This is a genomic window from Klebsiella scottii, assembly GCF_036561945.1.
Lineage (GTDB): Bacteria > Pseudomonadota > Gammaproteobacteria > Enterobacterales > Enterobacteriaceae > Klebsiella > Klebsiella scottii.
The window spans coordinates 14,552-28,405 of record NZ_JARXNI010000018.1 but is presented as its reverse complement, the minus strand read 5'-3'; the positions used below and the strand labels follow the sequence as shown (position 1 = coordinate 28,405).

Here is a 13,854-nt window from a genome sequence, read left to right as displayed (position 1 = left end):
TACCGCCGCACTGTTGTTGTAAGAGGTTGACCACATAGCCGTATTTCGGCCAGCGCTAATGATAGGGATTCCATAATGAGATGGCTGCTTTTGATAATCGCTTCTTTGTCACAGATCTCCTGCACGTTAAGAGTCGGGGATGAAAAATTGCTAAAAGGAGGTGCAATTGAATATCTTGAAAAACACTACAGCACGGCAACCAGAACGCCTTTTATCGGCGGGGCCATGTACGTCAATATGCGGCCCTATTTATACCCGATGATCGTAGATTATTGCGTGGCGAACAAAAATAAGATGGTGGATAACTGGTGCGTGGATAGTAAAGGATTCCCACTTTTCAGGGTGCAAAATGATTCGGTCAATACGGTGGTTGCGTCGACGGGGAGCGCATTGATTACCATGCCCGGCGACGGCGGCTGGCTCAGCGTGATTGAAAGGAACAATATCGTTTCCGATCGGGAATGGCTGCAAACGGCTCAAGAAACCTATCACTTTAAACCCGAAAATAAATAGTCACTATTTTGTTCCGGGTTTAATACACCAAACGGCGTCCGGGCGCCGTTTGGTGCGGTCGGTTAATCGCGGCTTTGCACCCAGAACGCGTGAATCAGGCCGGGAATATAGCCCAGCAGCGTCAGCACGATGTTAAGAATAAACGCCCAGCCGAATCCTTTACCCAGCAGTACGCCAAGCGGCGGCAGAATAATCGTTAAAACAATTCTCCAGAATCCCATATACGCTCCCTCTAAGTAAAATTAACCGTTTCCCTGATTAAGCTTAGTAATTCTGCCCGAGAGTGCCAGTTTGCCCTGGGGGTTTACTCTCCTTTACGCTTGCTAGCGGACGTAAAGGAGCGCGGGTCAGAGTCAAAATGAAGATTTGATGTATTCCGTCCGGGATGATACCTACAGCATGTCATCTCCTAATATTGACTATTTTCCCTGCATCTTCGAGGATCCTCGCGCTGTATTCTGCAAGGCCGACCTGAACTTCATGATTTTCTTCCTTCTGTTCAGCCAGCGCGCTTCGCCTTATCCCCATAGGGATACTGGATGAAATGCGCAATGACCCTTTGTCCGAAACCAGACTTACAACAGAAATCTATGATCCAGACCCTTCCTCTTTTATTCCATTCTGAAGGATGCAATCTGAACTCCGGACCGTTGAGGAGACGTTTCTCTGTATCTGCTTCAAGGTAAGCCCGAGGGATATAGGCCAGAGAAAAACTCCGTGTATCCCTCCAACTGCACTCCCGTCAGCCACCGCTGCATCTTTATCGATGCCGGCACCAAACGCTGAGGTCAGCTCTTTAAGGCTTAGGCCTCTCATTTCTCTTACTCCATTTATCAATTAATGGCGACAATAGTAAAAAAATAATTGTCGTCATTAACGCGTATGCTGCTTTTATGCCTATGTCATGGTTAGTTAAGGATCTCCAGTCAGGGCTCATGCACTGTATGACCAGAAATAAAATAAAATACAAGATGATTTTTGCACAGAAATTCAAGAGTATTTTTATTTTCATAAATTGCCCTGGGTGGTTAAATAAAAATAATGGGGTGGTAAAGTAAGAAAAAACCTTTAATGGTTTTCATCATTAATATACAGAAGAATGAGATGAAGTAAGTGGAACCGCCGCAGATAAACTTAATATAGTAACGGCTTGATGTAATTTTTAACCTTCATTTATTATCATCCACTCCTCTATCCTCTTTTTCGAAAACTCCATCTTGCTTTATCCTGTTCAGAAGATAGCGATTGTCATTTCCTTTTATTTGCAAAGCTGACATGACAGACGCGCAAAGTCAAATATTAATTTTAATTGAATCATCTATATTGATGACGGTTAATTGATGGGGGAAAGAAATGAATTACAAGAAAGTTTATGGGAAGGAATTAAACATCACGGTCGCTAATGATTTAACGGAACTGTACAATTTAAAAGCGAAGAGCGACGAAAGTCCGCTGAAAAGTGCTATCAAGCCTCACAACGTTCAGTTTACGTCACTTGTTCCTTCAATTGCCGAACAATGCTCCGGGTCTCACGGTGGAGAAGGCGTGGTTTCGTTTATTGAGGAATAGCGAGTATTGGTTGGTTTTCGAGGGAGGGAGATATATATATTTAAAAATATGATTTTTCTTTTTCAGGCGAGCATGTTTGGCTAATTTTTATCGTGGCATCGATGAGCGCGTCGGTCTGGGAAAAGAATCTTCCCGGATTTATAATCAGTACCAGTATAAAGGCGAGGCGCGTTTTAAAATCGAATACCCTTAGGTAAATTAAATGCTTGTCATATGTGAGTTATGTGTTTTAGAGTGGTTAAATTCTGGTGCTGTTTCCTAACATCTCGTTTTTAAAATAGGAATCTTATCAGCCGCTATTTTCAGGTTGCTGGAACAGGCGACTATTTTCAGAAAGTTATCGGATGTTTTAATATGTTTCTACCGCACATGGTGGCCTGCAGCACCATACTCCAGCTTCTTTTATCATTCGCGTTCGCCATCTTATGCGTCTCAGCGATCCCGGTTGCCTGCCAAAATGAAGCGATCAGGGGCGTATCTGGCTGAATATACCGCTGGCTGCTAAGAGGGAGAATTCAGTATGGTATGACTTACCGAAAGCGGCGATTAATACATTAATCAGTTTGATAACATTTTACGGCCTCCCGAATGCATTTGAATTTATACCTGGTTACATCAATGTCAACTTAGAAACAAATTGATGATCTATTTATGGATGTTGATGAAATAAATAGATATCCCTCGCATTTTGCGTATTGCGATATGGATTTTCTACAGCGGAACATAGTTAAATTCCGTTTGTTAATCCTTATTCGATCGGTTAATATTTGCACGGAAATTTTCTTTCATTAGCCTAATATTTAACTTACTGATTTCAAAGACACTGGCGGCTAAGGGTGTAGTAATATGGATCGCTCAAATAACATCCAAAGCTTTATTATTGGGGAGAGGGTTGCGTTCGTCCCTTCCCAGCGGGTGATTGTTGATAGACTGACTGCAAAAGAAATTAAGCTTCATCTTCCTGCGAGCTGCTGTCTGGAAAACTTACTCCGTAAGCAGGGAGAGATTGTTTCTCAGGAAGAGCTAATCCTCTGCGGATGGGGAAGTAAGCGCAATGCTGGCGTCAGCCACAATACTTACTACCAATGTATTTTACATCTTCGAAAAGCCCTGGTAATTATGGGGTTTTCAGACGTTATTGATACGGTGCCAAGGCATGGATTGAGGTTTAATAATAGCGTAAAAGTAGCGTACGTGTATCCTGATGAAGATAATGAGCAACAAATTGACAACAGTGTAAAAACCGAAGTTGACGGTAAAGAAACCTTCGTTCCTAATAATATCGCCAGCGAAACGTCAGCGCAGGCTGAGGCTGATGATTCTCTCGAAATGCTTAATACTTCGGCCGAAGTATTACAAGGACCTGCGGTTAATGAAATTAAATTAGCAAATACTTCAGCAAACGGTGATGATAATAACAGAGGTAAGTGGTTGAGGAATACAGGGATAGCCGTCATTCTGACGATGGCTTTATTGAGTATTTTAAATCATTACCACAGCGCTGGCGGCGACGCTTTTTCTGACTATATCAAAATCTCTTCCGATGGTTGTAATATATTTTCAGCGGACCGAAAATACTCACCCTCTGAGATTAAGGAAATCCTCAGTTCCCTGGGATTATCATGTGCCAGTAAAGAAGTCGTTTATTTTACTGCGTCGCCAATGAATACGCGATTAAATGTAATGTATTGTTCTGTCTATGATAAAGAAAATCAAAACTGCCGCTCTCTGACGGTAATGAAAAGCATAAAGGTAAAGTAATGCGAGCAAAAATATATTACCTGACAACTTTACTGATAGCCGCTATGTTTGCTGTAGTTTATTTTTTTAAAATGGATGATTCAAATAATAAAATTGTATGCCAGAGTCGTCATACCTTGCTGCATGATGGCTTTCGTCTGGATTCTAATTTTGGCTTCATTTTGGCTAATGATAAAGGCGAGCTTACGGTACATGCTATCGCCGCTGAGAATGGCGTGCAGTCGCAGGTCGCCAGGGTCATTAACTTTACATATGTGAAAAATAATGATGTGTACATACTTAAAAATCAATATGTCGAGTATCTTAGTACCGATAACAGTAAAAGCAGTAATGTGGATTTTCATTTTCCTGCATTCTTTTATGAAGCAGGAAAAGAGCTCGCGCTGAAGATTGAGTATGATAAGTATAACAACCCTGTCATTTATTTACATAACATGCCGATGTTCTACTGTAAGAAATATAATCACGTTTAAGTCATCAGGTCAGCATCGGTCGTTATGGCCGGTGGGGGAAAGAACGCCAGGGCCTGAAAGTGTTGTGACTCTCTCAGAGAACCTTCTGCTTATGACATACATAGGCTGGTAAGGTCGAGAATATAAATAAATAACTGTTTTGTTGCTCAAGTATTTTTACGTAAATATCTTTTTTGGGATACACGAAAAATAAAGGCTCATATTTCTCTAGCCAGCTGTTGTTAACGGTCTCATCAGGGAAGACTACATTGGTGACCGAGTGCAGGTGATAAACGTTGTTGCGCTTTTCGATGTTGAAAAATATCTTACGATTAAATTTATTGGCTTCATTATTAATGGAGCGGCCATTCATGCTGAGCATGCCGCTATCTTTGCTAATCCTGTAAGTTAGCGAAACGTTGAGGTTCTCGTCCGCATGGTGCTGAACAAAGTTAGCTTTGCATGTGAACTCAAGCGGTTGAGAACGCTGCCATAAGGAATAACCTGCCAGTATTAAGGTTAAAAATAAGCACAGGCAAAGCACATACACCGATGCACGGTAATGTATCATTCTAATGATCCTCAATAAAATAGTTCGAAATACAGTAGTTAGGGCTGGACATGGGTTTATTGCAGCGAATCACCGAGGCCCTGGGCAGCATGGCGTATCTGCTGATATATACCCATGGAAACTTTTGGCAGTCAGATTTGAACTGCGCGCCGTAGGTTAGCGCTTTCGTTCGTTCATCTGCATTATGAATATCTTTATTGAGGAAGAGGTGGCAACCATCGGTGTTCACGGTGAGCTGATAGTTTTCGAAGTAACTCTGCTCCTGGAAGTGGCTCAGAATGACCTTTATATCTGCCAGCAGAATAGAAAAGATAAGAACCGTGATGAGAAAAAACAGCTTACTTAATTTGCTGGCGTCTCTTTTTGGCAGGCATTGCGGTTCAGGGATATCGGGAGCTGATGCCGGGATATCGGCAACAGACTCGATCGCCTCGTGGAGGATCCCGGCATGGCTAAATACTGCTTTGTCGAGCTCATCATAAGATACGGTCAATGCCGTCTCGTCGGTTGTCTGTTCGTCAACACTGGCTGGCGGTGGCGGGTCGGTGGATTCAATAGACTGAATCTGTGTATCAAGGGCCAGGGTTAAACCAATACGCGGTATCGTCGTGATGGGATCGCTGGCAAATCCAATTTCTTTCATTCCTTTTCTGAGCAGACAAATGTTTTGATAGTAGGTATTTGCCGACACAACGAGCCCAAGCTTCTCCCATACGTTATACATAAACTCTTGTTGCGTCACAATTGTGCCGGATCTCTCGATTAATAGTAATAAACAACGGCTTGCCGGAGAGTTTAGTACAACCATATTCGTGGGGTTGCTAAGATTTCTTAACTGACGGGTCGTAGGATGAAATTCAACAACCTTGTTAATAACGTAATATCTATGCATTAATTATATAGAACTCATTCAGCAACTGGTGAGGTTTATCTCTGCGGATGCAGATGAAATTAAGATATTTTCACATTTAGACAAAAGTATAAGTGATAGATTAAGTGCTGCATACTCTGGCTCCTGGCGAAAAGTCTTATTTATATAATTGTATTGAATCAACGAGCCTGTCTTGTCAGGTCATCACGGACAGGACATTCTTTCCATCAATAACGGAGGCGGAAATCGCCGGGTTGTCATTACGCGTCTGCATGAGTCTGATAGCGTATTGTCCGAAATCAGATTAAGTTAAGACCCGCGCCGGCATGATTTTTCCTTTATCTTTTAATCCGCCGTTGTAGTGAAATGATGGTGTAGTGCTTTTGTCATTACTCAATGAAGTATTCGGAAATACACGAAGTCGATTGCGCGAATGGTTTATTACAGCGGATGATCGAAGTTCTGGGGAGGTCAGCTGTTGTCGTCACGTATACCCAAGGGTAGTTCCGGCAATCGCTGGTAATATGTTTGCCATATTTGTTGAGCACTTCTTTTTTCAGGTTATCGGATGCCGGTTCCGCTGATAAAACATGGCAGCGCTGGGTAGACGTTATCGTTTCATAGTCAGCAAAATAGCTTTCTTTCATACCCGCCATGTATGAGAAAAGCGCTGAGATAGCAGTGATGCTTACCGCCAGAAGAACGCCATTTTTTACTGTGAACGCGGGCCTGTATTTCTTCACTCTGCTAAGAATGGCTGGAGGGGCATTGTTGCCAGCCTCCGACCATGTCAGCTCTTTTTTTAAGCCATAATCGGCGATGCTCATCGATGAGCGTTCTAAATCCTGATGGCTACTGTTCTTAACCACCGCGATCGAGGTGCTGTTGATCGGTTTCCTGGTGCTTCCTGAGTCCGGGGAAGCGTCCGTGGTTGATTTACGGATTTGTGTGCCGGCGGCCAAGGTCAGCCCAATGCGGGGAAGAGTGATAATGACATTTTCCTCTAACCCGGCATGGGTAAGGCCTCTACGGAGAATCGAGATATTCTGATAATAGGCGTTTGCGGTAACTCTCATACCGCTTTGCTTCCAGACGATATCCATAAAGTCCTGCTGGGTGACGACATTGCCGATATGACTAATTAATAATAATAAACAGCGACCGGCGGGTAAATTAAGCGTGACCTTAAGCTCCGGGTTGTGAACATTACGCAAGGTACTTGTCGCTGGTTGAAATTCTACACATTCATTAATGATATAATTGGCGCGTAGGTCCGTTAATAATTTATAGAGTTCATTGCTGCCGTTTGCCATTTCATTAACTCCCAGATAAAAGACAAACATAAGCACGTGAGTATAATAGCTGTAAAATGAATTTTATTATTATTCTGTTATTTAATCATGCTTGAACGTAACGTCTGGCTAAAAATAAACGTCACGATAGCTGTTTTGCCACATGACCCGGGCGACCGGTTAACGTCCGGAGGTGAAGGTTCACGTGGGAGGGCGTTGGTAAAACTATTTAAAATATTCGTACCAGCCCCGATCGTTTAAGCCCTCTTGCTGAGGGCATTATATACTCGCGATACATGCAAGTTGAATGTACGCTGGCTTCCTTCGTTCTTCCCGGTCACTTAGTTTACTAAGCTCCCGGGTATTTCCTCAGTTGCCGCGTTACCCGGACTACGGTCTCATCCCTTTGTTTAAAAACGCCTGAAGCGTTTTTGGCCTGCAACCCGAATTATTCAGCGTATGTAGCCTGGATTTTGAGATTAATCCTCCTGGATTACGACCTCTATCGCCGCTTTGACCAGTCCATCTGAAATATCATCATTCATCCGGAAATAATCTGCGGTAAAGCTGATGTCCTGGTTAAGGCTAAGGGATGGAATAGAGTAGGCATCGGTATCGAAAAATTTCACCGGAGTGTTATCTTTTTTCAAAATGATCCCGACGTTTTTGGCACCGCCGCCGCCGCCCGGTACTACAGGGATGGTATTTTCCAGTACCCCTACATCGGTGGCAACCGATCCCTTCGGGTTAAACCAGTAGGTGAGTTTCTTACCTTGCAACTCATTTGGGCAGGTAATATTCATATCAATTGCTTTACCTTTGCCGGTTGTCGCACCGCGGGCAAGCGCCAGCAGGTCGCTTTTAGCGATTGTTTGCAGATTGACCGTGCCGGGCCCTTTAAGCGAGATATTGCAGCTCTCATTACGAAAGGCAATTCTTGTTGTTTTGGGATTTACCCAGTAGATCGCGCCTTTTCTTGCATATGCCAGGTCGGCCGGGTCTGCTACGCGAAACTCAATTTCGACGTTGATGTTGGTCGCCCCGCTGGTATCAATGGGACCCGTTTTAATTAACCACGCAGAGAAGTGCGGCGTTGCGGTGAACTCTGACGTGCTTCCAAAAGGCGTTGGCCAGCTCCCCGCCTGTCCGACGATCTGTTTGCCGATTCGGCTGGCGAATATATCGCTAAACTGAATACCAATGCCGGCAACGCCGGTTTCATAAACCGGCATGCCGCGAACGGTCAACCCCGGAACCTCTGGCCTGTTCACGGCGACGATATATTGCGCACCCGGATCGCAGGTATACAGGCGGTTATGCAAATTCATACCGCCTATCGTTCGGCTATAAAGAATTGCGCCTACCGGAAGAGCAGGATCGGCTGATATCTTAGGGTACAGCGTCATACCCTGTCGTTCTTCCGTTCCCCAGCCATTCTGATGGGGATCAGAAGGCGTATAAGTGCATAGCCGTGCAGCCGAAACCCCGCTGCAGAAAAATATTCCGGCCAGCAGTACAATCATTTTTTTCATTTCACTCATCTCTTTATGATCATTATCGACACAGGGCTTCAGTCTGGCTGACTCCGGAATTTTTCTTCTGGCCTGCAGACAGGGTATAGATGGCGGTACATTTCTGGCCCGCATTTTTCCCCCAGCTGACCGTCAGCGCACCCGTTGGCTGCAGGCCGGTCATGTAAACCATGCCGGCGTCGCTCACGATGCTGGCCTGGGATTTGGCTGCGCCGGCAAGCGTGGCCATCGCGCCAAAAGGCACCTCGCGGCCTGCGGGGGTTTTAAGGCGAATAAATGCCCGTTGCCCAATATTCCCGTCATAGTTTGCGCGCACAATGGCGCCGCGGGTGGGGACAACCTGCTGCGTGGTCTGCATCAGCTCCATATCGTCGCCAAAGGATGTGCTGTCCAGAGTGATATCGGTACTGCGGTAGGGGGTAATATAGGGAACGATGGCATAGCCGCGACTGTCCGTGAAGATCGTTGAATCCGAGCTGAGCCTGACGTTATCCAGACCCGGGGCTTTGATTAACACGGCCGCATCGCTGATATTCTGCCCAAACGTTATTCCGTCTGCATGCGCGATCAGGCTGCCGCTGGCGCCGTAGTCGATCCGCCGGCTGTTTTTGTCATAGCTGTAGCCGACGTTCACGCTTCCACGCGAGCCGTTATAGGTTCCCCTGACGTCGCCGCTATAGTGCTCACGATTGCTGTAACCCTGCTGGATATCCCAGTCAAGATTATTGTTTTCCAGCCCGATGCCGCCTAAAGAAACATACTGATCCGTAGACCCTGGGCTACTCTCGGTGACCTGATAACTTGCATAGGTATTTGGCAGCCAGTTGCTCAGAGGTATGGAAATTGTTAGCGCGAGACGCTGATCGTTTCGCGCCTCGTAGCTGGAACCGTGTGAACCCCAGGTATAGCGGTTATAGCTATAGCCCAGATAATAGTTAATACCCTGCCAACCGCCGTTATAGCCCAGGCTTAATGATTTATTGGTACGCTTGTTATCCCAGTAATCTTCGATCAGCGCGCTAATAGACAGGCTCCCTCGTGATTTTCCCAGGCTCTGATTTAGCGTCAGGTTGGTACGATTGCGTAAAGAACGCGCCGAGTAATAACGTCCGTCATCGGAATAAGTATTAAGCACTTCAGACAGCGTGTTAAACCCTTTCGTCGAGTAGCGATAACCTGCAATGGTAAAATTGGTTCCGGTTTCGATAATATTTTTACCGTAGCGTACGCGCCACGACTGGCCGGAGGTTTTATCGTCATAGCGTTTTTTGGACCAGGCCTGAGTCACGTCGGCCGACAGGGCGCCGAGGCTGGCAAGGTTATACCCCAGGCCGGTAGACAGAGCCTGGTATTTTGCCGATGCCTGCATACCGCCGAAAATCGTTGCGCTGGTTGATACGCCGTATTTGGCGGTGGCCTGCGTAAAAGGGGTTTCATTAATGGAGCCGACGTAAGGCCGGTATTTCCCCGAGGTGATTTCATACTCGAACTGATTTTCCCTCAGCATGACCGGCAGAGCCGCGAAGGGAACGATAAAGTTCTGTCTCGAGCCGTCGGACTCTTCAACCGTAACATACAGATCGCCACTCCCGCCGCTGGGGTACATATCCGTAATTTCAAACGCGCCAGGTGCGACGTAGGTCTGGTAAACCTGATAGCCGTTCTGTTTGATCACCACCCGGGCGTTGGTTTTAGCGATACCGCGGATCACCGGAGCATAGCCGCGCATACTCTCCGGGAGCATGCTGGTATCCGTCGCCAGCTGCACGCCGGAAAAGGGGACGCTATCGAATATGCCGGATAAGGAAGAGCTTTCGCCGAGAAGCAGGTTGCTGCTGATGGAGCGCAAGCTGCGCTGGAGATAAAGATAAGCGGAATCAAAATGAGCTGACTCTCCCTTACTTTTGTTCCATATGCCAAGGTTTCTGACGCGCCAGGGGCCGATATTTATCCCGGATTCCAGATTCAGGCCATAGTATTCATTATCGCTTTTATAATCCTGCGAACCGTTAAACTGATAGTTCACAAACATGGCGTTTATGCCGTCATCAAACTTTTCCGGTGGGATGTAGTCGTTGGCCACCGTGCTCATCGCGGCCTGGGGCGTGGAGATATCTAAGCGCTGGGCGGTGAAATCGAAAACGGTTTTGCTGTCAGGAATAATATCGAAGTTGGCACAGCCTTTTTCGTTCTCTTTCAGTTCGGGGAATGATTTAACTCTGACGCCATACTGAGAAAGTGTGTCCAGCGTGAAGCAGGGGATAAGGTTTAGCTTTTTATCCAGCCTGCTGCCGCGTTCGGTCGTAACAAACTTAACGTTTTTGGTTTCCAGATAGCGACCATTAAAAACGATATCGACCCGGTAGTCTCCCGGCGCCTGAGCGTTGACCGACTGATAAATGGACAGGTCGGGAACGTTGGATGCATCACCTCCATTAGCCGATGTAATAAATGCGGGATCAAAGAATTCACGCGCGTTCACCGTAGTGTGAATGCTCGCCGTCATTATAGTAATAATAGCTATGCAGAGCGTAGATAGCCTGAAGGTATCTCTGTGTTCTATTGGCATAAAAACATCCATTTATAAATGCGAACTGTTTATGGCAATCTCGATGAATAGAGGGAACCTGCACCTCCATAATCATTCACTATTTTCCACGTTACTTTGGTAGCATTGCCGTTATCTTTTAACGTTATAGCTTTTGAAGAAAATGGTTCAATAAACTTAATTACTGCCTGATATTCATTAGCGCCGATCTGTACGTTTCTAAAATAGAAGAAAAATGGCGTCGGGTTTTTTATGGTTAGCCGATTACCTGTCTTGCGCCACTCTATTTTTTCGGCTTCGGTATTATTGGATAACTCGGCTAACGCTTTTGGCCTGTAAATCAGCCGCATGCGATGGCGGACGGCTAGCTGTATCGTATTGCTGTTCGCATAGGTATCATCAGACGGTGGGATGGCCATAATATTAAAAAAGTAAGATGATTCACGGTCAGTGGGGGCATTGATGTTGCCAGTAGAGAATATACGGACGGTGTTTTTCTGTTTCATCTCCAGGCGAAAAAGAGGCGGTGTGACCATAAATGCGGGCGCTTTTCCCTCTGGTGCTTCAACCCACGATTTGATCAGATAAGGCATTTCGTCTTTATTATCAATTTGCGCAGATATCTCACGAGCGCCTTCTTTATAAAGATAGCGAGTTGATTCGATAACAATTCCTGCATGCGCAAAGCCACTCAGTATCATGGCGAAGGCAATGATTGCCTTGATCATCATCTGGTACATTAGATTCCTTCAACATTTAATTAAAAGGGCCTGCTGGATTAGCAGGCCCCTTGAAAATTAATTAGATGGTGTAATCAATGGTAAAGGTTGCAACGCCTTTAACCGGGCCTTCAGTAACCGGGTTTGCCGCGTTGACTTTCACGTAGCCAGCAAGATATTCCAGGTTGGTTGCCTGATGCGGGGTGTAGGCTTCGGTAACCGCAGTGCCATCGAATTTGATACGGGCGCTGTTGCTCAGTTTCTGAATACCGATACCGATGTTTCCAGCGCCGTTAACGGCAGTGTTGTCCAGAATGTCAGGAGTAGAAGAGGATGTCCCGGTGACTTTAACGCTCAGGCCGGTAACGTTGTTTTCATCTGCGCCGCCGATAGCACAGTCGCTAACCCGGAAACCAAATTGCTGGTTTTTAAATAATGTATTAACAGACTGACCGGTTGCTTCAGCAGTGGTCACGGTCATTAACTTAACGATACCGTTGTTGAGGGTACCCGTCGGGGTCACGACGCAGGAAGTCTTAGAGTCTGCTACTTCGCCCAGGATAGTGACTTCAGCCTGGTTCGTTGCCAAAGCCTGAGCACTGAAAGCCGCAGAGGCAGTAATAACCATAGCCAGAATTGTTTTTTTCATCCGTTTAATCCATTCATTTAAAGTTAAATTATTAATTACAGGAAAGAGACCAAACATGACCTCAGAAACTTATCCTGTATGTATCCATATATACTTACTCTTCAACCCTTACGGCCTGCATGGGTAAGTGCCGCTATATTAATCATGGTCTGTTAAAATACTCATCTGAATTTTTTTCAATAAAACTTAACACACATTAAAAGCTGACTGTCTGGCCGGTATAGCGGCTTTTCTGAACGGTGGAAAGTGTACTCATAGCAGGGGCTGACGGGCTGAGTAACGCGAAATATTATTTGCAGGGATAAGCGATCAAGTTAAACAAAGTTAATATCTACAAAGATTTCGTACGATTTTGCCTGACAGACTGAATCAGTGGCGATATTTTTAGGATTGGCGTTAGTGAAACGCTTATAATAATCGTGGTAACGTGATTGATTACCTTCCTGTTTATTATTAATGGTGGCGGTAATATCACCGTTATCGACTACGGTAACACGCTGAAAGTTCTTGTACTCAGCAGATTAAAAGATGAGAAGATCGCCGGTGCGGACTGAGGATACTCGTTCGAGCTCGGCAGCGGCGTTGACGTTTCAGCCATTCCTTCTATCGAATAATTTCTATCTCATTGTTAATAATAATAAAGATCATCTTTCTTTTTGTGATTCAGAAAAATTAACAATGCCTGTCGCGCGCCCCTCGCGGTAGAACCCGCCTGGCCTGCTCTGTTATCAGAGTCGCGGTATGAAGGGGACGCTATAGGAATGGACGAGGGTTGCAAAGAACAGATTAAATCCGGACAACTATTTTTCCTGATGATAAACGCGCTTCTTATTCATATTTTTATTTCTTATTTTATTCTTAAGTGTGGATTATTCATGAAACTAAAGTTGTTTTTTTACAGGAAGTGCCGAAAATAGCCTCCCATCAGCACAGCATATGTGATTGATAAATTTATACCATCTGGAATATACAACTTAAATAGATAAGGAATAGTGATGAAGGTACTTTCTCTTGAAGAAATGAATGCCGTTTCGGGGGCTTACTCCTGGAGCAGCCCTTGGAGTATTTTTGGCAATATCGGTGAAGCGGTAGTCAGCGCAACGCTGGGCGCGGTTGCCGGTTTCGCTGCGGGAGCCACTATTGGTGGTACACACGGCGGCGACGGCGGCGGGGTCCTTGGTGTTGGTACGATTGGTCAGGGCGTTGGCATGATCGTCGGCGGTATTATCGGCGGCATCACCTGCGGTATCGGCGGGGCGATTGTCGGTTACGAGGAGACCTGGAAATATACCAAAACGCTGCTCGATGGTTTCCTTGACGGTACCTTTAAACCATGATTTTGAATTGATTTTCTTCTGGCCCGATGCGTCGGGCCTT

Annotated in this window: 13 protein-coding genes; 5 read left to right on the top strand and 8 right to left on the bottom strand. The window is 45.5% G+C overall.

The genetic code is table 11. The annotated features are described in order from the left end of the window. Positions 1-75: 75 nt before the first annotated feature. The gene (locus QFI97_RS02065; protein ID WP_143350195.1) at positions 76-513 is read left to right on the top strand and encodes a hypothetical protein; all 438 of its coding nucleotides are present in this window, start codon (positions 76-78) and stop codon (positions 511-513) included. 62 nt (positions 514-575) lie between these two features. On the opposite strand, the gene QFI97_RS02060 is transcribed toward QFI97_RS02065, so the two are convergent. Further along, complete coding sequence (locus tag QFI97_RS02060; RefSeq protein WP_045853240.1) at positions 576-734, bottom strand: YqaE/Pmp3 family membrane protein; 159 nt, start codon at positions 732-734, stop codon at positions 576-578. A gap of 1,132 nt (positions 735-1,866) precedes the next feature. Here QFI97_RS02060 and QFI97_RS02055 point away from each other — a divergent pair. The 3 genes from QFI97_RS02055 to QFI97_RS02045 all read left to right on the top strand — a co-directional run bounded on the left by QFI97_RS02055 (position 1,867) and on the right by QFI97_RS02045 (position 4,316). Then, complete coding sequence (locus tag QFI97_RS02055) at positions 1,867-2,082, top strand: hypothetical protein (protein ID WP_346430484.1); 216 nt, start codon at positions 1,867-1,869, stop codon at positions 2,080-2,082. 846 nt (positions 2,083-2,928) lie between these two features. Next, on the top strand, positions 2,929-3,843 hold the full coding sequence (locus tag QFI97_RS02050; RefSeq protein ID WP_346430483.1) for a winged helix-turn-helix domain-containing protein: 915 nt from the start codon (positions 2,929-2,931) through the stop codon (positions 3,841-3,843). Then, positions 3,843-4,316 (top strand): hypothetical protein, encoded by a 474-nt coding sequence (locus tag QFI97_RS02045; protein WP_346430482.1) that lies wholly within the window; start codon positions 3,843-3,845, stop codon positions 4,314-4,316. Before QFI97_RS02050 ends, QFI97_RS02045 begins: the two co-directional genes overlap by 1 nt. Positions 4,317-4,389: 73 nt before the next feature. On the opposite strand, the gene QFI97_RS02040 is transcribed toward QFI97_RS02045, so the two are convergent. The 7 genes from QFI97_RS02040 to QFI97_RS02010 all read right to left on the bottom strand — a co-directional run bounded on the left by QFI97_RS02040 (position 4,390) and on the right by QFI97_RS02010 (position 12,477). Continuing rightward, positions 4,390-4,866 carry a YqeJ family protein gene (locus QFI97_RS02040; protein WP_095104158.1) on the bottom strand — a complete coding sequence of 159 codons (477 nt, stop codon included), beginning with the start codon at positions 4,864-4,866 and terminating at the stop codon, positions 4,390-4,392. A 1-nt stretch (position 4,867) separates the two neighbouring features. After that, complete coding sequence (locus QFI97_RS02035; RefSeq protein WP_095104156.1) at positions 4,868-5,758, bottom strand: winged helix-turn-helix domain-containing protein; 891 nt, start codon at positions 5,756-5,758, stop codon at positions 4,868-4,870. Between the two features lie 368 nt (positions 5,759-6,126). After that, positions 6,127-7,050: a winged helix-turn-helix domain-containing protein gene (locus tag QFI97_RS02030; RefSeq protein ID WP_331850159.1), complete on the bottom strand. Its 924-nt coding sequence runs from the start codon at positions 7,048-7,050 to the stop codon at positions 6,127-6,129. 458 nt (positions 7,051-7,508) lie between these two features. Then, positions 7,509-8,561, bottom strand: coding sequence for a fimbrial protein (locus QFI97_RS02025; protein WP_346430481.1), 1,053 nt, complete (start codon positions 8,559-8,561; stop codon positions 7,509-7,511). Positions 8,562-8,583: 22 nt separating this feature from the next. Beyond that, entirely contained in the window at positions 8,584-11,130 is a 2,547-nt protein-coding gene (locus QFI97_RS02020) for a fimbria/pilus outer membrane usher protein (RefSeq protein WP_346430480.1), read from the bottom strand. A 29-nt stretch (positions 11,131-11,159) separates the two neighbouring features. Then, a complete protein-coding gene (locus tag QFI97_RS02015) occupies positions 11,160-11,849 on the bottom strand; it encodes a fimbrial biogenesis chaperone (RefSeq protein ID WP_095104148.1) in 690 nt (229 codons plus the stop codon). Between the two features lie 61 nt (positions 11,850-11,910). Next, on the bottom strand, positions 11,911-12,477 hold the full coding sequence (locus tag QFI97_RS02010; protein ID WP_095104550.1) for a fimbrial protein: 567 nt from the start codon (positions 12,475-12,477) through the stop codon (positions 11,911-11,913). 995 nt (positions 12,478-13,472) lie between these two features. On the opposite strand from QFI97_RS02010, the gene QFI97_RS02005 reads away from it, so the two are divergent. Further along, complete coding sequence (locus QFI97_RS02005) at positions 13,473-13,814, top strand: hypothetical protein (RefSeq protein ID WP_331850156.1); 342 nt, start codon at positions 13,473-13,475, stop codon at positions 13,812-13,814. The last annotated feature ends 40 nt before the right edge of the window (positions 13,815-13,854 follow it).